This is a genomic window from Streptomyces sp. DS1-CR2, from assembly GCF_055760475.1.
Window position 1 is genome coordinate 6,983,199 of record NZ_CM147085.1, and the last position, 25,498, is coordinate 7,008,696.

General features: G+C 71.5%; 26 protein-coding genes. 20 read left to right on the forward strand and 6 right to left on the reverse strand.

Annotated features, from left to right (window positions below; all coding sequences use genetic code 11):
- The first annotated feature begins 44 nt into the window (after positions 1 to 44).
- Positions 45 to 188 (forward strand): hypothetical protein, encoded by a 144-nt coding sequence (locus ACY0PA_RS32895; RefSeq protein WP_473081096.1) that lies wholly within the window; start codon positions 45 to 47, stop codon positions 186 to 188.
- A complete protein-coding gene (locus tag ACY0PA_RS32900) occupies positions 185 to 718 on the forward strand; it encodes a universal stress protein (protein WP_473081097.1) in 534 nt (177 codons plus the stop codon). The genes ACY0PA_RS32895 and ACY0PA_RS32900 overlap by 4 nt, the downstream gene beginning before the upstream one ends.
- Positions 719 to 925: 207 nt before the next feature.
- On the opposite strand, the gene ACY0PA_RS32905 is transcribed toward ACY0PA_RS32900, so the two are convergent.
- Complete coding sequence (locus ACY0PA_RS32905; RefSeq protein WP_473081098.1) at positions 926 to 1,552, reverse strand: response regulator; 627 nt, start codon at positions 1,550 to 1,552, stop codon at positions 926 to 928.
- Entirely contained in the window at positions 1,549 to 2,736 is a 1,188-nt protein-coding gene (locus ACY0PA_RS32910) for a sensor histidine kinase (protein WP_473081099.1), read from the reverse strand. Before ACY0PA_RS32910 ends, ACY0PA_RS32905 begins: the two co-directional genes overlap by 4 nt.
- A 135-nt stretch (positions 2,737 to 2,871) precedes the next feature.
- Between ACY0PA_RS32910 and ACY0PA_RS32915 the strand changes: the two genes are divergently transcribed.
- Complete coding sequence (locus tag ACY0PA_RS32915) at positions 2,872 to 3,948, forward strand: ABC transporter permease (RefSeq protein WP_473081100.1); 1,077 nt, start codon at positions 2,872 to 2,874, stop codon at positions 3,946 to 3,948.
- Positions 3,945 to 4,700 (forward strand): ABC transporter ATP-binding protein, encoded by a 756-nt coding sequence (locus tag ACY0PA_RS32920; protein WP_473081101.1) that lies wholly within the window; start codon positions 3,945 to 3,947, stop codon positions 4,698 to 4,700. Before ACY0PA_RS32915 ends, ACY0PA_RS32920 begins: the two co-directional genes overlap by 4 nt.
- Here ACY0PA_RS32920 and ACY0PA_RS32925 read toward each other — a convergent pair.
- Positions 4,643 to 5,443, reverse strand: coding sequence for an IclR family transcriptional regulator (locus ACY0PA_RS32925; RefSeq protein WP_473081102.1), 801 nt, complete (start codon positions 5,441 to 5,443; stop codon positions 4,643 to 4,645). The genes ACY0PA_RS32920 and ACY0PA_RS32925 overlap by 58 nt on opposite strands.
- A 304-nt stretch (positions 5,444 to 5,747) precedes the next feature.
- Here ACY0PA_RS32925 and allB point away from each other — a divergent pair, with 304 nt between their 5' ends.
- On the forward strand, positions 5,748 to 7,088 hold the full coding sequence (allB, locus tag ACY0PA_RS32930; RefSeq protein WP_473081103.1) for an allantoinase AllB: 1,341 nt from the start codon (positions 5,748 to 5,750) through the stop codon (positions 7,086 to 7,088).
- Between the two features lie 5 nt (positions 7,089 to 7,093).
- Positions 7,094 to 8,209 carry an allantoicase gene (alc, locus tag ACY0PA_RS32935; protein ID WP_473081104.1) on the forward strand — a complete coding sequence of 372 codons (1,116 nt, stop codon included), beginning with the start codon at positions 7,094 to 7,096 and terminating at the stop codon, positions 8,207 to 8,209.
- A gap of 69 nt (positions 8,210 to 8,278) precedes the next feature.
- Here alc and ACY0PA_RS32940 read toward each other — a convergent pair whose 3' ends face one another.
- Entirely contained in the window at positions 8,279 to 9,010 is a 732-nt protein-coding gene (locus tag ACY0PA_RS32940; protein WP_383081151.1) for an SDR family oxidoreductase, read from the reverse strand.
- Between the two features lie 228 nt (positions 9,011 to 9,238).
- Here ACY0PA_RS32940 and ACY0PA_RS32945 point away from each other — a divergent pair, with 228 nt between their 5' ends.
- Both ACY0PA_RS32945 and ACY0PA_RS32950 read left to right on the forward strand, forming a co-directional pair.
- Positions 9,239 to 10,141: a DMT family transporter gene (locus ACY0PA_RS32945; RefSeq protein WP_473086500.1), complete on the forward strand. Its 903-nt coding sequence runs from the start codon at positions 9,239 to 9,241 to the stop codon at positions 10,139 to 10,141.
- A gap of 143 nt (positions 10,142 to 10,284) precedes the next feature.
- A complete protein-coding gene (locus ACY0PA_RS32950) occupies positions 10,285 to 10,692 on the forward strand; it encodes a guanyl-specific ribonuclease (RefSeq protein WP_473081105.1) in 408 nt (135 codons plus the stop codon).
- Positions 10,693 to 10,714: 22 nt separating this feature from the next.
- Here the strand turns inward: ACY0PA_RS32950 and ACY0PA_RS32955 are convergent, their stop codons facing one another.
- Positions 10,715 to 10,915 carry a hypothetical protein gene (locus tag ACY0PA_RS32955; protein WP_356289250.1) on the reverse strand — a complete coding sequence of 67 codons (201 nt, stop codon included), beginning with the start codon at positions 10,913 to 10,915 and terminating at the stop codon, positions 10,715 to 10,717.
- Positions 10,916 to 11,095: 180 nt separating this feature from the next.
- On the opposite strand from ACY0PA_RS32955, the gene ACY0PA_RS32960 reads away from it, so the two are divergent.
- The 3 genes from ACY0PA_RS32960 to ACY0PA_RS32970 all read left to right on the forward strand — a co-directional run bounded on the left by ACY0PA_RS32960 (position 11,096) and on the right by ACY0PA_RS32970 (position 14,487).
- On the forward strand, positions 11,096 to 12,361 hold the full coding sequence (locus ACY0PA_RS32960) for a sensor histidine kinase (RefSeq protein WP_473081106.1): 1,266 nt from the start codon (positions 11,096 to 11,098) through the stop codon (positions 12,359 to 12,361).
- 129 nt (positions 12,362 to 12,490) lie between these two features.
- The gene (locus ACY0PA_RS32965; RefSeq protein ID WP_473081107.1) at positions 12,491 to 13,156 is read left to right on the forward strand and encodes a response regulator; all 666 of its coding nucleotides are present in this window, start codon (positions 12,491 to 12,493) and stop codon (positions 13,154 to 13,156) included.
- An 83-nt stretch (positions 13,157 to 13,239) separates the two neighbouring features.
- Positions 13,240 to 14,487: an ROK family protein gene (locus tag ACY0PA_RS32970; protein ID WP_473081108.1), complete on the forward strand. Its 1,248-nt coding sequence runs from the start codon at positions 13,240 to 13,242 to the stop codon at positions 14,485 to 14,487.
- A 155-nt stretch (positions 14,488 to 14,642) separates the two neighbouring features.
- On the opposite strand, the gene ACY0PA_RS32975 is transcribed toward ACY0PA_RS32970, so the two are convergent.
- Positions 14,643 to 15,647 carry a Gfo/Idh/MocA family protein gene (locus ACY0PA_RS32975; protein WP_473081109.1) on the reverse strand — a complete coding sequence of 335 codons (1,005 nt, stop codon included), beginning with the start codon at positions 15,645 to 15,647 and terminating at the stop codon, positions 14,643 to 14,645.
- A gap of 127 nt (positions 15,648 to 15,774) precedes the next feature.
- Between ACY0PA_RS32975 and ACY0PA_RS32980 the strand changes: the two genes are divergently transcribed.
- From ACY0PA_RS32980 to ACY0PA_RS33020, 9 genes are all read left to right on the forward strand, one after another.
- Positions 15,775 to 16,512 carry a GntR family transcriptional regulator gene (locus ACY0PA_RS32980; protein WP_473086501.1) on the forward strand — a complete coding sequence of 246 codons (738 nt, stop codon included), beginning with the start codon at positions 15,775 to 15,777 and terminating at the stop codon, positions 16,510 to 16,512.
- Between the two features lie 92 nt (positions 16,513 to 16,604).
- Complete coding sequence (locus ACY0PA_RS32985) at positions 16,605 to 17,594, forward strand: sugar ABC transporter substrate-binding protein (RefSeq protein ID WP_473081110.1); 990 nt, start codon at positions 16,605 to 16,607, stop codon at positions 17,592 to 17,594.
- A 209-nt stretch (positions 17,595 to 17,803) separates the two neighbouring features.
- On the forward strand, positions 17,804 to 18,808 hold the full coding sequence (locus ACY0PA_RS32990; RefSeq protein WP_473081111.1) for a sugar ABC transporter substrate-binding protein: 1,005 nt from the start codon (positions 17,804 to 17,806) through the stop codon (positions 18,806 to 18,808).
- Entirely contained in the window at positions 18,805 to 19,854 is a 1,050-nt protein-coding gene (locus ACY0PA_RS32995) for an ABC transporter permease (RefSeq protein ID WP_473081112.1), read from the forward strand. Before ACY0PA_RS32990 ends, ACY0PA_RS32995 begins: the two co-directional genes overlap by 4 nt.
- A complete protein-coding gene (locus ACY0PA_RS33000; protein ID WP_473081113.1) occupies positions 19,851 to 20,651 on the forward strand; it encodes an ATP-binding cassette domain-containing protein in 801 nt (266 codons plus the stop codon). The genes ACY0PA_RS32995 and ACY0PA_RS33000 overlap by 4 nt, the downstream gene beginning before the upstream one ends.
- 157 nt (positions 20,652 to 20,808) lie before the next feature.
- Entirely contained in the window at positions 20,809 to 21,993 is a 1,185-nt protein-coding gene (locus ACY0PA_RS33005; RefSeq protein ID WP_473081114.1) for an ROK family glucokinase, read from the forward strand.
- Complete coding sequence (locus tag ACY0PA_RS33010; RefSeq protein WP_473081115.1) at positions 21,993 to 22,571, forward strand: sugar kinase; 579 nt, start codon at positions 21,993 to 21,995, stop codon at positions 22,569 to 22,571. The genes ACY0PA_RS33005 and ACY0PA_RS33010 overlap by 1 nt, the downstream gene beginning before the upstream one ends.
- Before the next feature lie 1,082 nt (positions 22,572 to 23,653).
- On the forward strand, positions 23,654 to 24,754 hold the full coding sequence (locus tag ACY0PA_RS33015; protein WP_473086502.1) for an IS110 family RNA-guided transposase: 1,101 nt from the start codon (positions 23,654 to 23,656) through the stop codon (positions 24,752 to 24,754).
- Positions 24,755 to 24,868: 114 nt separating this feature from the next.
- The gene (locus ACY0PA_RS33020; RefSeq protein WP_473086503.1) at positions 24,869 to 25,462 is read left to right on the forward strand and encodes a nitroreductase family protein; all 594 of its coding nucleotides are present in this window, start codon (positions 24,869 to 24,871) and stop codon (positions 25,460 to 25,462) included.
- Positions 25,463 to 25,498 lie beyond the last annotated feature (36 nt).

Sequence of the window (25,498 nt, forward strand, 5' to 3'; positions counted from 1 at the left end):
AGGTCAGGGATTTTGGCCTGGGGATCCGGCTGAGGAGGCATGCCATGAACGGGTACGAGGCGGGCTGTGTCACGGACCGTTTCGAGCGGGAGATGCAGCGCCGCGCGGAGGCGCGCACCACGCGGCCGGCGGGCGCCTGGGTCCGCGCGCTGGTGAACGGGAAGCGGCGCAAGGGAAGGAAGCCGTGAGCGCCGCCCCGGCCCGGCGGCCCGAGGAAACGGCCGGTCAGGTCGTCGTCGGGGTGAGCGACTCGCTCGGCGGGCTCGCGGCGCTGCGCGCGGCCGCCGAGCAGGCGCGCCGCTCGGGCCGGGTCCTCGTAGCCGTCCTCGCGTGGGAGCCGCCCGAGGGCGAGGGCCTGTACGCCCGCCGCCCCGACCCGCAGTGGGCCCGGCACTGGCACCGCGAGGCCCGCGCCCGCCTCGACCGCGCGTTCGCCGAGGCGCTCGGCGGGCCACCCCAGGACGTGGACCTGGTACGCCGCGTGGTCAGGGCCAAGCCGGGCCGGGCCCTGTGCGAGGCAGTGGCGGGCCCGGACGACCTGCTCGTCATCGGCGTCCATCCACGCCGCATGTGGCGCGGGCGGATCCACCGGCACGTGGTCGCCCACGCCGGCTGCCCGGTCCTGACCGTGCCGGCCCCGCCGCTGGCACGGCAGGAGCTGCGCGTACTGCGCCGGGCGACCGCACGGGACTTCGCGGCGGCGGGGCCGGCGGGGTGAGCGGGGGTCGGTAGGTGCATGAGGCCGCACGGTCGCGGCTGTTGTTCGCAGGGCGGATCTTCGGCTCGGTCGTGGCGCACGCCGGCTGCGCGGTCCTGACCGTGCTCGCTCCGCCGCCGACGCGGCACGGGCCGTTCCGGGCGACCGCACGCGACTTCGCGGCAGCGGGGCGGGGTGAAGCGCGGGGCCGGCCCGCTGAACGGCGGGTCAGCGTCGCATCAGGCCGCGTGCGGTGGCCGCAGCGACCGCCGCTGTGCGCGAGTCGACGCCCAACTTGGCGTAGATGTGCACCAGATGGGACTTCACCGTCGCCTGGCTGAGGAACAGTTCCTTGCTGATCCGCTGGTTCGACAGGCCGTCCCTGACGAGCTGGAGCACCTCCAGCTCGCGGCGGCTGAGCGCCTCGGCGGGGGCCCGCATGCGGTCCATCAGGCGGTGTGCGATGGCGGGCGCGAGCGCGGACTGGCCGGAGGCCGCCGTACGGACCGCCGCCGCGAGCTCCTCCGGCGGCGCGTCCTTGAGCAGATAGCCGGACGCGCCCGCCTCCACCGCGGCGAGGATGTCCGCGTCCGTGTCGTACGTGGTCAGGACGAGGACGCGCGGCGCACCGGGCCTCGCCGCGATGGCCGCGGTCGCCTCCGAGCCGTGCATTCCGGAGCCGAACTGGAGGTCCATGAGGACGACGTCGACCCCGCCGGCCGCGGCGAGCTCCACGGCCCGCTCCGCCGTGGCGGCCTCCGCGGCGATCTCGAAGTCGGGTTCGGCGTCGAGGACGGCGCGGAGCCCGGCGCGTACGACGGGGTGGTCGTCGGCGAGCAGGAGCCGGACGGTCATGACGCGCCTTCAAGGGGGAGAGCAAGGGGGAGTGGGAGAGTGACCGCGACCGCCGTGCCCTGGCCCGGCGCCGACTCCACCGTGAACGTGCCCCCCAGGGACTCCGCGCGTGAGCGCATCGCGGGCAGGCCGAACCCGCCGTCGCCGGACGGGGCCGACGCGGGGTCGAAGCCGCGGCCGTCGTCCACGATGTCGAGGGCCACGGCCGTGTCCATGAAGCTGAGGGTGATCTCGGCGCGGCGGGCCCCAGCGTGGCGCACGGTGTTCGCGAGCGCCGACTGCGCGATCCGCAGCAGGGCGACCTCGTACGGCGTCGGCAGCCCGGACGCGGTGCCGCTCTGCGTGAAGCGGGCGGTGAGCCCGGGAGCCGTCGCGCACAGCCGCTCCAGGGCCCCCGCGAGCGACCCGCTCTCCAGGTCCGGCGGCGACAGGGCCCGCACGAAGCGGCGGGCCTCGGCCAGGTTGTCCTGGGCGGCCGCGCGCGCCTGTTCGATGTGCGGGGCGGCCGGTGACTGCGGCGGCAGTGCGCGCTGGGCCGCCCGCAGCAGGAGCTGGATCGAGGACAGACCCTGCGCGAGGGTGTCGTGGATTTCCCGTGCCAGGCGCTCCCGCTCGGCGAGGGTGCCCGCCGTGCGCTCCGCGGCGGCGAGTTCGGCGCGCGTCGCCATCAGCTCCTCGATCAGGCGCTGTCTGCGCTCGCTCTCGCGGTACAGCGTCTGGTAGCCCATGACGGTCGCGACGGCCACGGCCGCGCCGAGGAGCGGCCCTATGAAGGCCCCCGGGTTGAGCTCCTGTCCATGGCGTACGTACGAGGCGATGGCGGCGCACGCGGTGAGCGCCACGGCGGGGACGCCCCAGCGGGCGGGCAGCAGATGCAGCTGGAGGAAGTACAGCGGGAACGCCAGCCACAGTCCGTCGGGGGAGAGGGCGAGCAGTACCAGCCACACCGCGCACAGCGCCCCGAGCCAGAGCGCCGCCCCGTCCCGCGTGTCCCGTACGGCCGGGATCTGCGGGCCCGCCCCGTACACGACGGTCATCACGACCGCGGCGGCCACCACGGCGCCCGCCCCCGTCGAGTCCCCGGCCAGCGCGCGGCCGGCGACCAGCAGGAGCAGCCCGGCCATCAGCAGATGCAGGCACAGGCGCAGGACGCGCAGAACGGGGGTCAGAGAGCGTGGATCCATACCGTCATCAGCGTAGGCAGAAGAACGTCGAGGACGGTCAACCGAAAGTTTGAAAGGCGGCTCCTTCCTTCGATTCGGGTGAAGCGTGCTGTGGCGCGATGCCCGGGGCGGGCGCCCGGCCGCAGGCTGGGGACCATGTTCGTCGCATGGAGAGATCTACGGTTCGCCAGGGGCCGGTTCGCGCTGATGGGAAGCGTGGTCGTGCTGATCACGCTGCTCGTCGGCCTGCTGTCCGCCCTGACCGCGGGCCTGGCCCGGGACAACACCTCGGCGCTGACCGGGCTGCCCGCCGACCACCTGGCGTTCGCCCGGCCCGCGGACGGCCAGGCGGTGTCGTTCACCGGTTCGACGGTCGGGGCCGGGCAGTGGCGGACGCTGGCCGCGCGTCCGGGGATCGAGAGCGCGCAGCCGCTCGGCATCAGCACCGTCAACGCAGAGGCGGGCCACCACACGGCGGCCGTGTCCGCGTTCGGGGTGCGGCCCCGTTCGGGGCTCGCGCCCGACACGACGGCACCCGGCACGGCCGTCCTGTCCCGGCAGGCAGCGGACGATCTGGGCGCGGGGCCCGGTGACCGCATCGCCCTGTCCCGTACGTCCCTCACGGTGAGCGCGGTCGCGGGCGACGCCTCGTACAGCCACACACCCGTCGTCTGGATTGACCTCGGCGACTGGCAGAACGTGGCGCCGGGCGGGCAGCGCACAGGGGAGCGGGCCACGGTGATCGCCCTGCGCACCGGGGACGGCGCCGGCCTCGGCGCCGCGGACCGTGCGGCGGGCACCGAGACGCGGACCGTGGCCGGGGCCCTTGAGGCCATAGGGTCCTACCAGGCCGAGAACGGCTCGCTCCAGCTGATGCGGGGCTTCCTCTTCGTCATCTCGGCGATGGTCATCGGCGCGTTCTTCACCGTGTGGACGATCCAGCGCAGCGGCGACATCGCGGTCCTCAAGGCCCTCGGCTCCTCGACGCCCTATCTGCTCAAGGACGCGCTCGGGCAGGCCGTGGTCATGCTCGTCGGCGGCACGGCCCTCGGAACGGCGCTCGCGGCGCTCATCGGGGCGTTCGTGCCCGACAGCGTGCCGTTCGTCATGGAGCCGCTCACCACGCTCGGCCCGGCCGCCGTCATGGCCGTGCTCGGCGCGGCCGGCGCCGCCCTGTCCATCCGGCGCATCACCGCCGTAGACCCCCTCACCGCACTCGGGAGCGCCCGATGAGCCTCGACCTCGACGAGATCACCCTCACCTACCCGGACGGCGACGGACGCATCACGGCGCTCGACAGCGTCACGCTGCACGTCCCGGCCGGCACGGTCACCGCGGTCGTCGGCCCGTCGGGTTCGGGCAAGTCCAGCCTGCTCGCGGTCGCGGCGACGCTGGTCACGCCCGACAGCGGCACCGTGACCGTGGGCGGTACGCCGACGGACTCGATCGGCCCCGCCGAACGCGCCGGGCTGCGCCGCCGCTCTCTGGGCATCGTCTTCCAGCAGCCCAACCTGCTGCCGTCCCTGACCGCCCTCGAACAGCTCCAGGTGATGGCCCACCTGGACGGCCGCAAGCCGCGCGAAGTGCGGGAGCAGGCAGGGGAGTTGCTGGCCGCGGTCGGGCTCACGGACCAGGTGCGCCGCCGCCCCCACCAGCTGTCCGGCGGTCAGCGCCAGCGCGTCAACATCGCCCGCGCCCTGATGAACGAGCCGTCGGTCCTGCTCGTGGACGAGCCGACGAGCGCCCTCGACCACGAGCGCGGGGCGGCCGTACTGGATCTGCTCGCCCGGCTCACGAGGGAGCGCGGCACCGCGACGGTCCTGGTCACGCACGACCGGGCGCATCTCGCGGTGGCGGACGAGGTGTGCGAAATGGTGGACGGGCGGCTCACGAAGGCCGGCCCGTCCCGTGCTGCGGGTGGTGCCCGCTACGCGCCGACCCCGGAGCTCGACAGCGCCACCGACAGCTCCTCGGCGACCTGCTGAAGCACCGGCACGATCTTCTCGGTCGCGGCGTCGGTGACGCGTCCAGCCGGGCCCGAGATCGAGATCGCGGCGGCCGTGGGGGAGTTGGGCACGGAGACGGCGAGGCAGCGCACGCCGATCTCCTGCTCGTTGTCGTCGACCGCGTACCCGGCTCTGCGCACCTCGGCGAGCGCGTCGAGGAAGCCGTCGGGCGTCGTGATCGTCTTCTCCGTGGCGGCCGGCATGCCGGTCCGCGCGAGCAGCGCGCGCACCTCGTCGGCCGGGGTGTCGGCGAGCAGGGCCTTGCCCACGCCCGTCGAGTGCGGCAGGACGCGCCGGCCCACCTCGGTGAACATCCGCATCGAGTGCTTGGACGGCACCTGAGCGACGTAGACGATCTCGTCCCCGTCCAGCAGCGCCATGTTCGCCGTCTCGCCGGTCACCTCGACGAGGCGGGCGAGATAGGGGCGGGCCCAGGTGCCGAGGAGGCGGGAGGCGGACTCGCCGAGGCGGATCAGGCGGGGACCGAGCGAGTAGCGCCTGTTGGTCTGCTGGCGCACGTAGCCGCAGGCGACCAGGGTGCGCATCAGGCGGTGGATCGTCGGCAGGGGAAGGCCGCTGCTCGCGGAGAGCTCGCTGAGACCTACCTCGCCCCCGGCGTCGGCCATCCGCTCCAGGAGGTCGAAGGCGCGCTCGAGGGACTGGACTCCGCCGGTCGGGGCGGAAGGGCCAGAGGACTTGGTGCTGGCGCTTGACGTCGGCACGGGCGCGTTCCTTTCGGGGCGGAAGGGCAAGGCAGCAGCCTACCCGGCGGTCACCGAGAGGGGTGTGGCACGGCCCGGGTTGTTCCGGCCGGTCAGGGGGCCTTTGTCCGGGTGGCGCCGGGCCGTGCCTGTGTTCTCTTGACGGTGTCGTCGTAGATAGCTACGTTCTGATCTACGGAATTCTAATTCCACTTTGTGGAAACGTCCAGGACGGCGTCGTCCCGTACGAGACGGGTCTTGACGGACCCCGGACCGGAGTGAAAACTCCTTCAACAGAACGTTGAATTTACTGAGAGGGGCTCGGGTGTCCGACGTCGAACTGGTGCTGCGCTCGACCCGCGTCATCACCCCCGAAGGCACGCGGCCCGCGTCGGTCGCCGTCGCCGGGGGAAAGATCGCCGCCGTCCTTCCGCACGACGCGGACGTACCGGCAGGCGCCCGGCTCGAGGACTTCGGTGACGATGTCCTCATGCCCGGACTCGTGGACACCCATGTCCACGTGAACGACCCGGGGCGCACGGAGTGGGAGGGCTTCTGGACGGCCACCCGCGCCGCGGCGGCCGGCGGCATCACCACGATCGTCGACATGCCGCTCAACTCGCTGCCGCCGACGACGACGGTGGCCAACCTGCGCACCAAGCAGGACGTCGCCGCCGCCAAGGCGCACATCGACGTCGGCTTCTGGGGCGGCGCGCTGCCCGACAACGTCAAGGACCTGCGTCCATTGCACGACGCCGGGGTCTTCGGCTTCAAGTGCTTCCTCTCGCCGTCCGGCGTGGACGAGTTCCCGCACCTGAACGGTGACCGGCTCACCGCCTCCATGGCCGAGATCGCCGGGTTCGGCGGCCTGCTCATCGTGCACGCCGAGGACCCGCACGAGCTGGACGTCGCCCCGCACCACAGCGGCCCGAAGTACGACGACTACCTCGCTACCCGGCCGCGGATCTCCGAGGACGTCGCGATCAAGGGGCTCATCGACACCGCCAAGCGGATCGGCGCCCGCGTCCACATCCTGCACCTGTCCTCCTCCGACGCGCTGCCGCTGATCGCCGAGGCCAAGGCCGAGGGCGTCCAGCTCACCGTCGAGACGTGCCCGCACTACCTCACGCTCACCGCGGAGGAAGTCCCGGACGGCGCGAGCGAGTTCAAGTGCTGCCCGCCCATCCGCGAGGCCGCGAACCAGGACCTGCTGTGGCAGGCGCTCGCCGACGGCACCATCGACTGCGTCGTCACCGATCACTCGCCGTCGACCGCCGACCTGAAGACCGACGACTTCGCCACCGCGTGGGGCGGCATCTCCGGCCTCCAGCTGAGCCTCTCCGCCATCTGGACCGAGGCCCGGGGGCGCGGCCACTCCCTCGACGACGTGGTGCGCTGGATGTCCTCGCGCACCTCGGAGCTGGTCGGCCTCGACGACCGCAAGGGCGCCATCGCTGCCGGCCGCGACGCCGACTTCGCGGTCCTCGCCCCCGACGAGACCTTCACCGTCGATCCGGCCGAACTGCAGCACCGCAACCGCGTCACCGCCTACGCGGGCAAGACGCTGCACGGCGTCGTGCAGTCGACCTGGCTGCGCGGTGAACGCATCGTCGCCGAGGGCGAGTTCACCGCACCGGCAGGCAAGCTCCTCGAAAGGAACAACTGATCACTGTGACGGCGATTCCCCGCTTCACCGGCGACGCGAACCCCTACGGCGGCGGAGACCCCTACGCCGACTACCGCACCGCCGACTTCCCGTTCACGCAGTACGCCGACCTCGCCGCGCGGCAGCTCGGCGCCGGTGTCATCGCCGCCAACGACGAGTTCTTCGCCCAGCGCGAGAACCTCCTCGTGCCCGAGCGCGCCGAGTTCGACCCCGAGCACTTCGGCCACAAGGGCAAGATCATGGACGGCTGGGAGACCCGCCGTCGCCGCGGCACCGGCGCGGACCACCCGTGGCCGACCGCGGAGGACCACGACTGGGCGCTCGTCCGGCTCGGCGCCCCCGGCGTGATCCGCGGCATCATCGTCGACACCGCCCACTTCCGCGGCAACTACCCGCAGGCCGTATCCGTGGAGGCCGCGTCCGTGGAAGGCGCGCCCACCCCGCAGGAGCTGCTCTCGGGCGACGCCAAGTGGGCGACGCTCGTGCCGCGCACGGCGGTCGGCGGCCACGCGGCCAACGGCTTCGCCGTCGACGTGGAGCAGCGCTTCACGCACCTGCGCGTCAACCAGCACCCCGACGGCGGCATCGCCCGCCTGCGGGTCCACGGCGAGGTCGTGCCCGACCCCAAGTGGCTCGCCACGCTCGGCACGTTCGATGTCGTCGCCCTGGAGAACGGCGGCCGCGCCGAGGACGCCTCCAACCTCTTCTACTCGCCCGCGAGCAACACCATCCAGCCGGGCCGCTCCCGCAAGATGGACGACGGCTGGGAGACCCGCCGCCGCCGCGACCAGGGCAACGACTGGATCAGCTACGGCCTGGCCGCCCAGTCGCAGATCCGCGCCCTGGAGATCGACACCGCCTACCTCAAGGGCAACTCCGCGGGCTGGGCGTCGGTTTCTGTGCGCGACGGCGACGATGGCGAGTGGGTGGAGGTCCTGCCCCGCACCCGCCTCCAGCCCGACACCAACCACCGCTTCGTTCTCGACGCCCCTGCGGTCGGCACCCACGCGCGCGTGGACATCTACCCGGACGGCGGCATCTCCCGCCTGCGCCTGTTCGGCTCGCTGACGGATGAGGGCGCGGCCCGTCTGGCGGCCCGTCACCAGGAGCTCGGCGGCTGACCCAGGCTCCAGGCCCGCGCGTGGGGGCATACCGGACTGACAGCACCGGTACACCCCCGCGCGCATGCGTCACGCCGCGTGCCCGCCGTCCACGGCGAACTCCGCGCCCGTGACATACGTGGCCTCGGGGCCCGCGAGATAGGCGACCATCGACGCCACCTCGTCGGCCGTGCCGAAGCGGTCCAGCGCGACGGACACGGTCTGGCCCGAGGCGTACGGTCCGTCCGCCGGGTTCATGTCCGTGTCGATCGGGCCCGGGTGGACGATGTTCGCCGTGATGCCGCGGCCGCCCAACTCACGTGCCAGCGCCTTCGTCAGGCCGATCAGGGCCGCCTTGGTCGTCGCGTACACGGTCCCGCCGGGGCCCGGTACGCGCTTCGCCATGCAGGTGCCGACAGTGACGATCCTGCCGCCGTCGGACAGCCGCGTCGCGGCCGCCTGCGACGCCAGCAGGACACCGCGCACGTTCACCGCGAGCGCGTGGTCGATCTCGGCGAGCGAGAAGCCCTCCAGCGGCCCGAGCACCCCCACGCCCACGTTGTTCACCAGCACGTCGAGCCCGCCGAACGCGTCCGCCGCCTGATCCACCGCCCCCGCCGCCTCGTGCGCGTCCGCCGAGTCCGCGCGCAGCGCGAGACCGCGCCGGCCCAGTGCCTCGATGCGGCGCACGACCTCCTCGGCCGCCTCCTTGCCGTTCACGTAGGTGACCGCCACATCCGCGCCCTCACGAGCCAGCCGCAGCGCGGTCGCCGCGCCGATCCCGCGGCTGCCACCGGTGACGAGTGCCGCCTTGCCGTTCATGGGTCCTCCTGAAGCCATCGGTTGTTATGACTTCAAGTAAATGGACGGGCGACCGCCGATGCTGGCGGCAAACGGACGCCGATGCCCCCGCCCGCGGCGGTGAGCTCCCGGGCGGGTCCGGCGGGTGGAAAGCGGTGGCCCTGATGATCTTGCCGCCGGTACCGTGAGCCCGCCCCCGTGCGAGCCGCCGTCGTCTCCACGCCGCCGTACGCCGCCGGAGACCGCACCTTGACCACGCTCACCGCCACCGCGCCCCGCCGCGCCTGGCTCACCGACCTGCCCGTTCTCCTCGTGGCCGTCGTCTGGGGAGCCAGCTATCTCGCGGCCAAGGGCATCACCACACAGGCCACCGTCCTCGCGGTCCTCGTGCTCCGGTTCGGCGCCGTCCTGCCGGCGCTCGCCGTGGCCGGGCGGGGCGCGCTGCGCGGGCTGAGCGCCGCGCAGTGGCGCGGGGCCGGACTCCTCGGGCTGATCCTCAGCGGGATCTTCCTCCTGGAGACCTACGGCGTCGTCCACACCTCGGCGACGAACGCGGGCCTCGTCATCAGCCTCACCATGATCTTCACGCCCCTCGCCGAGGCCGCGGTGACGCGGACCAGGCCGCCCCGCACCTTCCTCGCCGCGGCCGCCGTCTCCGTGGCCGGCGTCGTCCTGCTCACCCAGAGCGGCGGCTTCACGGCACCGTCCGCCGGCGACCTCCTGATGCTGCTCGCGGCACTCGCCCGTACCGTCCACGTCCTCGCCATGGCCCGGATGAAGTCCGTGCGGGGCGCGGAGGCGCTGCCCTTGACGACGGTCCAACTGGGCGCTTCCGTCGCGGTGTTCGCGCTCTTGTGCGGGGTGCCGGGGACGGGCGCCGCGCCGTGGGAGGCGGCCGCGGACTTCGGCCCGCGCGCGTGGGCGGGGCTCGTCTTCCTGTCCGTCTTCTGTACGCTCTTCGCCTTCTTCGTGCAGATGTGGGCGGTCCACCGGACGTCACCGTCCCGGGTGAGCCTGCTCCTCGGCACGGAGCCACTGTGGGCCGCGGCGGCCGGCATCGTCATCGGCGGCGAACGCCTGGGACCGCTGGGCCTGTTGGGAGCCGTGTTCGTGCTGGCAGGGACGGCATGGGGGCGCCGCGTCACCGCCTGAGTCACTGCCTGAGCCGCACCCTGAACGGGCCCTGAACGCGCCCCGGACGCCCCTGATGCGGCGCCTCGGATTGGTTAACTTCCGGAAAACTCCCCTGACTTGACGTTGACACGTCATGCTCTACGCGCGTCACACTAGGGGCCATGCGAATCCCCCCACGAATCGCCAGTGTCACTGCCCTCGCCGCCGCCCTGCTCATCGGCGGCCCCGTCCTTGCCGGCTCGGCCACCGCGGCCCCGGCCCCCGTCACGTACTCCGTGACCGCCGTCGGCGACATCTGCTACTCGGCGCTGCCCTCCCAGGCCCACGACACGCTCGACCTCATCGAGCAGGGCGGCCCCTACCCCTACGACCAGGACGGCACGGTTTTCTCGAACCGGGAGGGTGTCCTGCCCTCGCAGTCCACCGGCTACTACCACGAGTACACGGTCATCACCCCCGGCTCCCCGACCCGCGGCGCCCGCCGCATCGTCACCGGCGAGCAGTCCCAGGAGGACTACTACACCGGCGATCACTACGCGACGTTCGACCTCGTCGACTACGGCTGCTGAACGACCCCGGTGACCGGCGCCGTCAGCTCTTGAGGCTCTCCGACGCGGCGAACAGGGCGAACGCGAGCACGATCAGCGCGATGCTCCCGTACACCTCGTAGCCGTCGAGGATGCCGAGATGCTGGATGACGCCCCAGCTCAGCCACCCGGTGAACTCGTGCAGCAGGCCGACCGCGCCCTGAATGAGCGCGATCGCGCCGATGAACTCCAGAACCTTCTTCATGGGTGACAACCTCGCCCCGCGGACCCCCCACGCACATCGGCCGCGGGGCGAGGCGCGTCCCGCCACAAGACGCGACTTCCGGCGGGGCGCGCCCACCGAAGTACCGGCCGCCGCGACTTTCGTCCACGTTCCGCTCCACGAGGCGGTACCGGGCCCCGCGGATGCGTAGATTTGCCGACCATGGAGGTTCAGGAGCGGACAGGGACGACCCCACCGGGGAAGAGGTACCGGTGGCGGCGCAGGATGCTGCCCTCGGCCGTCGCCGACGAGCTCGACCTGGACCCGGACGGCCGCCCCGGACGCAGGCGCCGCACTCTGCGCGACTGGGTCGTCGACTTCACCTGTTTCCTCGCCGCCGTGGGCATCGGCCTGCTCGGCGCCCACTCCGTCTCGAACGACCCGAACACCTCCGACGGCCTCGCCGCCCTCGACCAGTGGCTCGGCGCACTCGCCTGCGCCGCCGTGTGGCTGCGCAGACGGTGGCCCCTGAGCCTGGCCGTCGCGCTGTCGGCCGTCAGCATGGTGTCGAACAGCGCGGGCGGCGCCACCCTGGTCGCCATCTTCACCCTCGCCGTGCACCGCCCCTTCCGATACGTCGCCTGGGTCGCCGGCGCCTCCTGCGCGCTGATCCCGTTCTTCTTCTGGATCCGGCCGGACCCGGACTCGCCGTACGTCGTCTCCGTCGCCTTCACGATCGTCCTGACGATCACCGTCGTCGGCTGGGGCATGTTCGTACGCTCCCGGCGCCAGCTCCTGATGTCGCTGCGCGACCGGGCGAGGCGCGCCGAGACCGAGGCCGCACTGCGGGCCGAGCAGGCGCAGCGCCTCGCCCGCGAGGCCATCGCCCGCGAGATGCACGACGTGCTCGCCCACCGGCTCACCCTGCTCAGCGTGCACGCGGGCGCCCTGGAGTTCCGGCCCGACGCACCCCAGCAGGAGGTCGCCCGTGCGGCCGGCGTCATCCGCGAGAGCGCCCACGAGGCGCTCCAGGACCTGCGCGAGATCATCGGCGTTCTGCGGGCCGACGACCACGGCGAGGAGTCGGGGCGGCCCCAGCCGACGCTCGCCGGGCTCGACGCCCTGGTCACCGAGTCCCGCGAGGCGGGCATGAAGATCGTCCTCGACCACCAGGTCACCGCCCCGGACACCGTCCCCGCGTCCGTCGGCCGCACCGCCTACCGCATCGTCCAGGAAGGCCTGACCAACGCCCGCAAGCACGCCCCCGGCGCCGAGGTCGAGGTCCTCGTGTCCGGCGCTCCGGGCGACGGCGTCACCGTCTCGGTCCGCAACCCGCCGCCCCCCGGCGAGGTCCCGCACGTGCCGGGCTCGGGCCAGGGCCTGATCGGCCTCACGGAACGCGCCACCCTGGCCGGCGGCAGCCTCGGCCACGGCGCCGCCGCAGACGGGGGCTTCGCGATCGAGGCCTGGCTGCCGTGGCCCGGGTGACCCCCGCCCGCGGCAGGCTCGCCTGGACCACGTGATCACCGGCTCGCTACGGTGCCCCCCCGGGACAGCGATGGCGGCGACGGTGACGGCTGCGGTACGACGGCGCGAAGGCGGGACAGGGTGAATTCGGTGCAACCGATCAGGGTGCTCCTCGTCGACGACGACCCGCTGGTGCGCGCGGGCCTCTCCTTCATGCTCGGGGGCGCGCCCGACATCGAGATCGTCGGCCAGGCGGGCGACGGCTCGCAGGTCCCCGCCCTTGTCGCCGAGACCCGGCCCGACGTCGTCCTCATGGACATCCGCATGCCGGACGTGGACGGTCTCGCCGCGACCGAGGCGCTGCGGGCGCGGCGCGACGCACCCGAGGTCATCGTCCTCACCACGTTCCACGCCGACGAACAGGTACTGCGCGCGCTGCGCGCCGGGGCCGCGGGTTTCGTCCTCAAGGACACCGCGCCCGCCGAGATCGTCGAGGCGGTCCGCCGGGTCGCCTCCGGAGCGCCCGTCCTGTCGCCCGCCGTGACCCGGCAGCTCATCACGCGGGCCACCGGCCCCGACCCGCAGCAGGACCGCAGGGCACGCGCGCGTGAGCGACTCGCCGAACTGGCCGACCGCGAAAGAGAGGTGGCCGGCGCCGTGGGCCGCGGCGCGTCCAACGCGGAGATCGCCGCCGAGCTCTACATGAGCGTCGCGACCGTCAAGGCACACGTCTCCCGCATCCTCGCGAAGCTCGGCCTGAACAACCGCGTCCAGATCGCCCTCCTGACCCACGACGCGGGACTCCTCGACGACTGACTCCGGCGGCACGGGTAAATTCACTGCGTGATCCGGGCGCGGGCGAACGGCGCTCGGGGTCCGCCGCACGGGGGAGGATGACGATGGCCGGACCACGCCGGCGCACGGTGCGTGACCTCAGACGCAACAACCGCGCCACGGTGCTGCGCAAGCTCTACTTCGACGGGCCGCTCAGCCGGCAGGAGCTGGGCCCGCTCACCGCACTCAGCTCGGGGTCGATCAGCAACGTCGTCTCCGAGCTCGTCGCCGACGGCCTCCTGGAGGAAGCCGGATCGGTCGACTCCGACGGCGGCAGGCCGCGCACGCTCCTGCGCGTCGCACCGCGCTGCGGCCACCTCGCCGGCGTCGACATCGGCGAGACACGCGTACGCGTGGAGCTCTTCGATTTCACCCTGAACGAACTCGCGCGCGTGGACGCCCCGTTGCCCGACGGACACCATGACGCGCGGGACGTCGTACGGATCGTCGCGGCCGGCCTCGCGCAGGTGCTCGCCGGGGCGAAGGTCGCGCCGGACGCCCTCATCGGCGTCGGCATCGGCGTGCCCGGCATCGTCGACGCCTCCGGTGCGGGCGGCGCCGTCGGAGCTGTCGTGCACGGCCAGGCCATCGGCTGGGACGCCGTCCCCCTCGAGGCGATGCTCCGCGACTGCGGTGAACTCCCGCCCGAACTGCCCCTGTTCGTCGACAACGGCGCCAAGACGCTCGGCCTCGCCGAGATGTGGTTCGGCGCGGGCCGCGGTGCCCGCAACGCCGTCGTCGCCCTCATCGGCTCCGGCGTCGGCGCCTGCGTCATCGCCGACGGCGTCCCCTACCAGGGCTCGTCCGGCAGCGCGGGGGAGTGGGGCCACACCACACTCCAGGTCGGCGGACGCCGTTGCCGGTGCGGGGCGCGCGGCTGCCTGGAGGCGTACGTGGGCGCCGAGGCGCTGCTCGAACGGTGGCGGGAGAGCGGCGGCCACCCGGCCTCGGCCGACGAGGAGGGGGCGCTCGCCGAACTCCTCGCCGACCCCGAAGCCGGTGAACTCCTCGACGAGACGGCCGAGTTCCTCGGCGCGGGCATCGCCGACCTCGTCAATCTCTTCAACCCCGAGCGCATCGTCGTCGGCGGCTGGGCCGGGCTGCTCCTCGGCCCCCGCCTCCTCGAACCGGTCCGGCGGGCGGCCGCCGCGTACGCCCTGCGCCACCCGTACGCGCAGACCACCATCGAACTCGGGCGCCTCGGACCCGACGCGGTGACCGTCGGCGCGGCGACCCTGCCGCTCGCGCGTTTCCTGGCCGAGGGCGGCGCGGCGATCACGTCACGGGAACCGATTGTCAGTGGCGCGAGTTAGATTCGGCAGGGCCTCCCGTCGTCCGCTGTGACCTGTCGACGGTGGACGAGGAGGGCACGGAGAAACTGTGCGCCGTCGCCCAGGGCACGATCCTGTCGGTCGCGCAGGGCTGATCGGTCGCCCAGGCTGAGCGGCGCGCGTACGAGGCCGGAGAATCAGCCCCCCGGGATCTCCTCCATCCGGACCAACCGCCGCTCCCGGCGCGACAGTTCGCAGGCCTCCGCGATCCGCAGCGCGTGCAGTGCCTCGCGGCCGTCGCACGGGTTCTCGCGTTCGCCGCGCACCACGTCGACGAACGCGACGAGCTCCGCCTCGTACGCCGGGGCGAAGCGTTCCAGGAAGCCGGGCCAGGGCTTGGTCGCGGCCGACGGGCCCTTGGGCTCGGTGGAGGCGAAGGGCGTGCGGTCGTCGAGGCCGACGACGACTGTGTCCAGCTCGCCGGAGAGTTCCATGCGTACGTCGTAGCCCGCGCCGTTGCAGCGCGTCGCCGTCGCCGTGACCAGCGCGCCGTCGTCGAGCGTGAGGACGGCGGCCGCCGTGTCGACATCCCCGGCCTCGCGGAACATCGCGGGTCCGGCGTCGGACCCGGTCGCGTACACCTCCGTCACCTCGCGGCCGGTCACCCAGCGCAGGATGTCGAAGTCATGGACCAGGCAGTCCCGGTAGAGCCCGCCGGAGAGCGGCAGATAGGCGGCCGGCGGCGGCGCCGGGTCGCTCGTCATCGCCCGTACGGTGTGCAGCCGGCCGAGGCGGCCCGAGCGCACCGCCTCGCGCGCCGCCGTGTACCCCGCGTCGAAGCGGCGCTGGAAGCCCAGCTGGAGCACGGTCCCGGCCCGCTCCACCTCGTCCAGCGCGGCCAGCGTGCCCGGCAGGTCGAGGGCGATGGGCTTCTCGCAGAACACCGGGAGCCCGGCCCGCGCCGCCCGCCCGATCAGGTCGCCGTGCGCGGACGTCGCCGCCGTGATGACCACCGCGTCCACGCCCCAGGAGAAGATCTCGTCCACCGTGGGCGCCGCGGTCGCGCCGATCCGGTCCGCGAGCGCGACGGCCCGCTCCGGGTCCGCGTCCGTGACGACGAGCGAGCCGACCTCGCGGTACCGCTCCAGAACTGCTGCGTGAAAGGTGCCGATACGGCCCGTCCCGATAAGTCCGATGCGCATGCAGTCAAGGTGCCGCCCGGGGAACCCGCTGTCAACGGTTTGTCCTGACAACCGAACTTCACGACTTCCCGTCAACATTCCTTGCGACTACGCTCGGCCCGTGGCCAAACCAGTAGTCGATCCGACCGTGTCGCTCCAGCTCAGCGTGGACCGCAGCAGTCCGGTTCCGCTCTATTTCCAGCTCTCCCAGCAGCTGGAGGCGGCGATCGAGCGCGGCTCCCTGACCCCCGGCAGCCTGCTCGGCAACGAGATCGAGCTCGCGGGCCGGCTCGGCCTGTCCCGGCCCACTGTGCGCCAGGCCATTCAGTCCCTCGTCGACAAGGGCCTCCTCGTGCGCCGCCGTGGCGTCGGCACCCAGGTCGTCCACAGCCAGGTCAAGCGCCCCCTGGAGCTCAGCAGCCTCTACGACGACCTGGAGGCGGCGGGCCAGAAGCCCGAGACGCGCGTTGTGGCCAACACCCTCGTGCCCGCGTCCGCCGAGGTCGCGGCCGCGCTCGGGGTGGCGGAGGGCGACGAGGTGCACCGGGTCGAGCGGCTGCGGCTGACCCACGGCGACCCGGTCGCGTACCTCTGCAACCACCTGCCCACCGGGCTGCTCCCGCTCGACACGGAGCGGCTGGAGGTAACCGGGCTCTACCGGCTGATGCGCGCCGCGGGGATAACCCTGCACAGCGCCCGCCAGTCCGTCGGCGCCCGCGCCGCCACGGCCGAGGAGGGCGAGCGGCTCGCCGAGCCCGCGGGCGCCCCGCTCCTGACCATGCAGCGCACCACGTTCGACGACACCGGCCGACCCGTCGAGTTCGGGTCGCACACATACCGGGCGTCCCGCTACTCCTTCGAGTTCCAGCTCCTCGTACGGCCGTAAGAATGTTATGACAAAGTCATTGACGGTGCCGGGTACCCACCGCTAGAACTCCTCCAGCCGCACACGGGCGGCGAGGAGAGAGGTGGCACACCATGCGCACAGCCCGCACGGCAGCAACCCTCATTGCGGTCGTCGCACTCGCGGCCGGATGCAGCAGCTCCGGAGGCAAGACCTCCGAGGACAAGGCCGACGGCTCAGGAGGCGGCAAGTCCGCCGGCACGCCCCGCCTGAAGATCGCGATGGTCACGCACTCCGGCGAGGGCGACACCTTCTGGGACATCGTCCAGAGTGGCGCCAAGCAGGCCGCCGCCAAGGACAACGTCCAGTTCCTCTACTCGAACGACAAAGAGGCCAAGGGGCAGGCCGAGCTGGTCCAGTCGGCGATCGACAAGAAGGTCGACGGGATCGTCGTCACCCTGGCCAAGCCCGAGGCCATGAAGGCCGTACTCGCCAAGGCGAAGGACGCCGGGATCCCGGTCGTCACGATCAACTCCGGCGGCGAGTTCTCGCAGCGGTTCGGCGCGCTCACCCACATCGGGCAGGACGAGTCCGTGGCCGGCGAGGCCGTCGGCAGCGAACTCAACGCGCGGGGCAGGAAGAAGGCGCTCTGCGTCATCCACGAACAGGGCAACGTCTCCCTGGAGCAGCGCTGCGCCGGCGTCAAGAAGACCTTCAAGGGCACCGTCGAGAACCTCAACGTCGAGGGCACCAACGCCCCCGCGTCCCAGTCGTCCATCGAGGCCAAGCTCCAGGCGGCCAAGGACATCGACGCGGTCGTCGCGCTCGGCGCTCCCACCGCTGCCGTCGCCGTCAAGGCCAAGCAGGACGCGGGGAGTGAGGCGGAGGTGGACACCTTCGACCTGAACGCGGCCGTGGTGAAGAGCCTCAAGGCCAAGGACGTGGGCTTCGCCGTCGACCAGCAGCCCTACCTGCAGGGCTATCTCGCCGTCGACGAACTGTGGCTCTACCGCACCAACGCCAACGTCATCGGCGGCGGAAAGCCGGTCCTGACAGGCCCCGCGATCGTGACCGAGAAGGACGTGCCCAAGCTCGAGACGTACACCGCGCGCGGTACCCGGTGAACGGATGCGTGATCCCGGTGCCTGCTGTGTGCGCCCGGGGGACAACCCCCGGACCCCCGGCCACAAGCCTGGCGCGTCCCCCGGGACCTGCACGGCGGCCGAGACATGCGGTCGGGGATACTGAGGCGTCCGGGGCCCGAGAAGTGCCCCCTGGGGCCGGTCCGCCGGCTCCGGTGTATCAGGCAGCACAGCAAGAAGGGCACGGCCTCGTGGCACGGTTTCGGAGCTGGGTGAGCATCGCCCTCGCAGGGGCAGTCGGTCTCACCCTCGCGGGGTGCAGCAGCACCGGCGGCAAGCGGGCGGAGGACGCCAGGAAGGCGGCCTCGGCCCAGGGCAGGGCCGCGGTGAACACCCCGCGCTGGACCGTCGCGATGGTGACCCATTCAGGCGACGGCGACACCTTCTGGGACATCGTCCAGAGCGGTGCCAAGCAGGCCGCGATCAAGGACAACATCAACTTGCTGTACTCGCACAGCGACGAGGCGCAGCAGCAGGCCCAGCTCGTCGACGCGGCCGTGGACAAGAAGGTCGACGGCCTGATCGTCACGCTCGCGAAGCCCGACGCCATGAAGGCCGCCGTCGCCCGCGCCGAGAAGGCCGGCATCCCCGTGATCACCGTGAACTCCGGCTCCGAGGAGTCCAAGAAGTTCGGCGCGCTCACGCACATCGGGCAGGACGAGACGATCGCGGGCCGGGCCGTCGGCGAGGAGCTGAACAAGCGCGGCCGCAAGAAGGCCCTGTGCGTCCTGCACGAGCAGGGCAACGTCGGCCACGAGCAGCGCTGCGCCGGCGCCAAGGAGACCTTCAAGGGCCAGATGCAGAACCTGTACGTCGAGGGCACCAACATGCCCGACGTCCAGTCCTCCATCGGCGCCAAGCTCCAGGCCGACAAGTCCATCGACTCCGTCGTCACGCTCGGCGCGCCCTTCGCCGCCACCGCCGTGAAGGCCAAGCAGGACGCGGGCAGCAAGGCCGAGATCGACACCTTCGACCTCAACGAGAAGGTCGCCGGCGGTCTGAAGGACGGCACACTCGGCTTCGCTGTCGACCAGCAGCCCTACCTCCAGGGCTACGAGGCCGTGGACCTGCTCTGGCTCTACCGCTACAACGCGGACGTCCTCGGGGGCGGCAAGCCGGTCCTCACCGGACCGCAGATCATCACCAAGGACCAGGCGGCCAAGCTCGAGGAGTACACGAACCGGGGGACACGATGAGCGCCGCCGCACCAGGGACCCCGCCGCTGACGGACGAGCGGCTCCTGAAGACGTCACCGCTGCGCAAGCTCATGGGCCGGCCCGAACTCGGCTCGGTCGTCGGCGCCATCGCCGTCTTCCTCTTCTTCGCGATCTTCGCGGACAGCTTCCTGCGGGCCTCCAGCCTCGCCACGGTCCTGTACGCGTCGTCGACGATCGGCATCATGGCCGTACCCGTGGCCCTGCTGATGATCGGCGGCGAGTTCGACCTGTCCGCCGGCGTCATGGTCACGACGTCCGCGCTGGTCTCGTCGATGTTCAGCTACCAGATGACGGCCAACGTCTGGGTCGGCGTGGGCGTCTCGCTGCTGTTCACGCTCGCCATCGGCGTGTTCAACGGCGTCATGCTGACCCGCACGGACCCACCGAGCTTCATCATCACGCTCGGCACGTTCCTGATGCTGACCGGCATGAACCTCGGCTTCACCAAGCTGATCAGCGGCACCGTCTCCACCAAGTCGATCTCCGACATGGAGGGCTTCTCCTCCGCGAAGGACGTCTTCGCCTCCACGCTCACCATCGGCGGCGTCGACTTCAAGATCACCATCCTGTGGTGGCTCGCCCTGATCGTCGTCGCCACCTGGATCCTGCTGCGCACCCGCGTCGGCAACTGGATCTACGCGGTCGGCGGCGGTGAGGACGCGGCGCGCGCCGTCGGCGTCCCGGTCAACAAGACCAAGATCGGCCTCTACATGGGCGTCGCCTTCGGCGCCTGGATCTCGGGGCAGCACCTGCTGTTCTCCTTCGACGTCGTGCAGTCCGGCGAGGGCGTCGGCAACGAGCTGATCTACATCATCGCGGCCGTCATCGGCGGCTGTCTGATCACCGGCGGCTACGGTTCCGCGGTCGGCGCGGCCATCGGCGCCCTGATCTTCGGCATGACGAGCAAGGGCATCGTGTTCGCCGAGTGGAACCCGGACTGGTTCAAGTTCTTCCTCGGGGCGATGCTGCTCCTCGCGACCCTGCTCAACGCGTGGGTCCGCAAGCGCGCGGAGGCGACGAAATGACCGAGACCGCAGAGCGTACGGCGCTGGTCGAGCTCGATGGCGTCAGTAAGTACTACGGCAACATCCGGGCCCTGGAGGACGTCTCCCTCGTCGTGCACGCGGGCGAGATCTCCTGCGTCCTCGGCGACAACGGCGCGGGCAAGTCGACCCTCATCAAGATCATCGCGGGTCTGCACCGGCACGACTCCGGCTCCTTCAGCATCGAGGGCGAGGAGACCCGGCTCGCCAATCCGCGCGAGTCCCTCGACCGCGGTATCGCCACGGTCTACCAGGACCTCGCCGTCGTCCCGCTGATGCCGGTCTGGCGGAACTTCTTCCTCGGCTCCGAGCCGACGAAGGGCTCCGGGCCCTTCAAGCGCCTGGACGTCGACCTGATGCGCAGGACGACCCACGCGGAGCTGCTGCGGATGGGCATCGACCTGCGCGACGTCGACCAGCCCATCGGCACCCTCTCGGGCGGTGAACGCCAGTGCGTGGCGATCGCCCGCGCCGTCTACTTCGGCGCCAAGGTCCTCGTACTCGACGAACCGACCGCCGCCCTCGGCGTCAAGCAGTCCGGCGTCGTCCTGAAGTACGTCGCCGCCGCGCGGGACGCGGGCCTGGGCGTGGTCCTGATCACGCACAACCCGCATCACGCGTACCTCGTGGGCAACCGCTTCGTCCTCCTGAAGAGGGGCACGATGTTCGGCAGCTACGACCGCGACGAGATCACCCTCGACGAACTGACCCGCCAAATGGCAGGCGGCAGCGAACTGGACGACCTGCGCCACGAGCTGGAGGGCCGGGACGCTCCGTAGGCACGGCAATGGCGCCCCGAAGGGGCGCGGGGAACTGCGCGACCAGCCACAGCGAACCCGCAGCCGAGAGCGAACCCGCGGTAGCGCCACGCCCACCCCAAGTGACCGGTACCGCACCTGGAAGCCCGAGCGGCAGCGAAATGGCACAATCGGCGCGATGAGCACCTACCGCGACCTCGCCCACCGCGGCTCCGCACGAGCCACCGTCCTGCGGACCGTCGGCACGCGTGAGCGCCGTTCCCACCTGACGGCGCCGCGCGTCCCGACCGTCGGTATCGACATCGGCGGTACGAAGGTGATGGCGGGCGTCGTCGACGCCGACGGCAACATCCTGGAGACCCTGCGCGCAGAGACTCCGGACAAGTCCAAGAGCCCCAAGGTCGTCGAGGACACGATCACGGAGCTGGTGCTCGACCTCTCCGACCGGCACGACGTACACGCCGTCGGCATCGGCGCGGCCGGCTGGGTCGACGCGGAGCGCAACCGCATCCTGTTCGCGCCCCACCTGTCGTGGCGTAACGAGCCCCTCCGGGACCGGATCTCCAGCCGCCTCTCCGTCCCCGTACTCGTCGACAACGACGCGAACACGGCCGCCTGGGCCGAGTGGCGCTTCGGCGCGGGCCGTGGCGAGGACCACTTGGTCATGATCACGCTGGGCACCGGCATCGGCGGCGCGATCCTGGAGGACGGCCAGGTCAAGCGAGGCAAGTTCGGAGTCGCCGGTGAGTTCGGCCACATGCAGGTCGTCCCCGGCGGCCACCGCTGCCCGTGCGGCAACCGCGGCTGCTGGGAGCAGTACAGCTCCGGCAACGCCCTCGTGCGCGAGGCCCGCGAGCTCGCCGCCGCGGACTCCCCGGTCGCGTACGGGCTCATCGAGCGCGTCAAGGGCAACGTCTCCGACATCACGGGCCCGCTCATCACCGAACTCGCCCGCGAGGGCGACGCCATGTGCATCGAGCTGCTCCAGGACATCGGCCAGTGGCTCGGCGTCGGCATCGCGAACCTCGCGGCCGCCCTGGACCCCTCCTGCTTCGTCATCGGTGGCGGCGTCTCCGCGGCCGACGACCTGCTGATCGGCCCGGCCCGCGACGCCTTCAAGCGCCACCTCACCGGCCGCGGCTACCGCCCCGAGGCTCGCATCGCCCGCGCCCAGCTCGGCCCCGAGGCCGGTATGGTCGGCGCCGCGGACCTCGCACGGCTCGTCGCCCGCCGCTTCCGCCGGGCCAAGCGCCGGCGCGTGGAACGGTACGAGCGCTACGAGCGTTACCACCAGGGCACGGGCTTCGGCCTGGGCCCGCAAAGCCCGGCGAGCGCCGCCGGCGAGACCCAGGGACCCAAGTAATGACCGTGCCACGCCAGCCCTCGTCCCCCGACGAAGGGCAGCGCCCCCCTGGGAACCGCCGGAGGGTCATCCGCCGCCGCGCGCTGACGCTGCTCACGATCGTGCTGCTCATCGGCGTGCCCGCCGGCTATCTGGTGATCTCCGCGAACCAGAGCCGCAACAGCGGCAAGGACAAGGAGGCCAAGTACTCCGCGACAGGCCTCACCATCGGCTGGCCCTCCAAGGTCCAGCGCCGGCTGTACCAGGTGCCGATACCGGTCTCCTCCGCCAAGGGCGTCGCGTACTACGAGACGAACAACCTCAGGACGAGCCGCCTCTACGTCCGCTTCCGCACCACGGACTCGGGCCTCGACAAGTTCCTGAAGACCATCGGGAGCAGTTCGTCCGAGCTGAAGAAGGACGACGTCACCATCAGCCCGCGCAACCAGAAGGTCGTCGGCTGGGCCTTCGACGGCCCCGGCCCCTACCGGGGCCTCACCCACAAGCAGAAGAACCCCGAGCCGACCCTGGACATCGTGGTGAACCGGGAGAACCCGGCGAAGCCCTTCGTGTACGTGGTGTCGACGACGACGCCTTAGCGCGGGCAGCGCTCACCGGCGCCCGTCCCCGCGGGGACGGATCGTGGACGCCACCCGCACCGGCTTCGAGCAGTTCGTCGAGATCACCGGCCGGCCCCACCGATGCTGTGGCCTCCCCCAAGGTGAAGGTCAACCAAGGCTTCCGATCGGTTCCCTGACGATCTTTCACCTGCTGGCGTCGTGGCCGCGTGCCTCACCTTCCTGGCCGACCACGGCGTGCCGGACCACATCCCTTGCGCGGTGGGCCGGTCACACGAACGTGAGGACCGCCGAGCGGTGGTACGTCAAGCCGGACGTGGAGGATCTTCGCGAAGTCTCCACGACGTGGGACGGCCTGCACGGGGTGTCCACCCAGTCGTGTGAGGAATTGTGAGATGTGAGACCGTGCAGGGCGTGAGTGAGACACCGAAGAACACCCTGCAATACCGCTTTGACGGGCCAGAAGACGCTCCTGTCCTGATCTTGGGTCCCTCACTGGGTACCACATGGCACAGGTAGGCAGAACCGTCTTCTGACGTCCACGTGGTCCAGTTCGACGCCGTTCACGCAGGTTTGGTCTTGGTGGTCTTGGTGCGTCGACGGTGTTGGTGACAGCAATGTGACACGTGATGGTCGCTGAGGCCCCCTGTCGGCCTGGTGCGGGCAGGGGGCCTCAACGTTCGTCAGCGGCGAGGTCCGATCACATCGGTACGGCGTCTGTCGTGACGCAACTTGAACCAAGATGTCGGCCTCTGTGCCGCATAACGATCGGCCGGTGTCAGTTCCACGACGCCCCAAGAGCTGGGACTGAGCATGCTCCCTGTTTCCAGGTGGGAATGCTGCGACGGGCGGGAGGATTGGTGGGTGCTGTCCCGGGTCTGGGGTCTGACTCATGACATCTCTGACCGGAGCGTCTGAATTTCGCAGTGTCGGCTGTTGGCCGGGGATGGTGCGTTGTCGGTGCCGGGCTGGCGGGGTGTGTCCCGATAGGGGCCTGCCGATCATTGTGGCGTCCTCACGATTCTGACTGTCTGACGCGGCCCGGTACCGGCGACGCGACACTTCGTCGGACCGGAAGGGGAACGGGCATGTCCACTTCGACCGTGCCCAGTACGTCGCTCGCCCCGCAGACCCGCCGTCGCCGTCCTGGGGGAGAGGTGGTGCTGGGAGTGGACACGCACCGGGATGCCCACGTGGCTGCGGTGCTCTCCGTAACAGGGGCCGTGCTGGCCACCGACGAGTTCCCGGCCACCGCAGCCGGATACCGGGATCTGCTGAAGTGGGCCAGGAAGTCGGGCGTGCTGAGGCGGGCCGGGGTGGAAGGGACCGGCTCCTACGGGGCGTCCCTGTCCCGCTATCTGCTGGCGCAGGGTGTGGACGTGCTGGACGTGAATCAGATGGACCGGGCGGATCGCCGGCGGCGCGGCAAGTCGGATCCGCTGGATGCCCAGAATGCGGCGCGAGCGGTCTTGAGCGGGCGGGCGCGGGCCCGGGCCAAGGCGGGCGACGGGCCGGTGCAGATCGCCAGAATGTACAAGCTGACGAAGGTGTCGGCCGTCAAAGCCCGCACGCAAGCCATCAACCAGCTCAAGGCCGTCCTCATCACTGCCGACCCAGCCCTACGGGAAGAACTGGCCGGACTGGGCAATGCAGAACTCTTCCGTACTTGTGCGGGGTTCGCCGACGTGAGCGGTCAGGAGGGGGTCGGCGAGGAGTCGGTGCTGCAGGCCACGCGGAGCACGCTGGGTCTGCTGGCAACCCGGATCGGTCAGCTCTCCGAGCAGATCCGGGATGTGGACGCTCGTCTGGCCCGGCTCGTGGAATGCCATGCCCCGCAGCTACTGGACGTGGTGGGGATCGGCCCGGACACGGCTGTCGCCTTGCTGATCGCGGTGGGGGACAACCCGGAACGGCTGGGCACTGAGGCGTCGTTCGCTGCTTTGTGCGGGGTCAGTCCGGTCGAGCGTTCCTCGGGACGCCGGCAGTTCCGCCGCCTCAACCGCGGCGGCGACCGGCAGGCCAACGCCGCCCTCCATCGCATCGTGTTCACCCGCCTGCGGGTCGACCCGCGCACGCAGAACTACTACGAGCGCCGTATCAAAGAGGGCAAGACCCGGCGCGAGATCATCCGGTGCCTCAAACGCTACGCGGCCCGGGAGGTCTTCCACCTCATCGGACAGCCACAGCCAGAACCCTGCTCATAGCCTCTTGGCCGAAGGCGGCCGCCGGCGACTCGCTCTGGCCGGGGGCTGCCTCTGACTTCGGGAAATCGGCAATTCCTGCCAACCTCTCTGCCCCCTTCGGTCATCCGCGGCGAACTGGAAGACGCCCAGACGGCCCCTTCGAACAGCAATACCCCGCCGTGGACCGTGCACGTCGTCTCCGGCGCGGCGCGGGACGCTCTCAGCAATGAACCGCTCCGGGCCGAAGACGAGGATCGCACCTGCCAGGATTTCACCGCCGATTACGGCGAGGAGGGCATCTCCCTCGAGCGGGCGCGGGCGCTGGGCACGAGCACCTACCGGGCCCGCGGCATCGTGCGCTCGGACCGGGACGACAGGAGGGCGGCGGCCCGCGAGAACCTGGAGTTCTACGGCGCTCCCCACGCCGCCTTCCTGTTCATGCCGACGCTCGGCGACGGCGTGCGCACGGCCGGCGACATCGGCATGTGCGCGCAGAACTTCCTGCTCTCCCTGGCGGCCCGCGGGCCGGCCGGGATCCCGCAGGCCGTACCCGGCGCCTATGCAGGACCGTCCGCGAATTCCTGGGCGTCCCGGCGGAGTTCAAGCTGCTGTTCGGCATCTCCTTCGGTACGGCCGACCGGCGGCACCGGTGAACACACTGCGCACCGAGCGGGTTCCGCTGCAGTAGAGCGTGGTCCTGCACGACACCCCTGGCGTCCTCGACAGTAAGTAACACGTCAGCCGGCAAGAAGTCCGGCCCTCGGG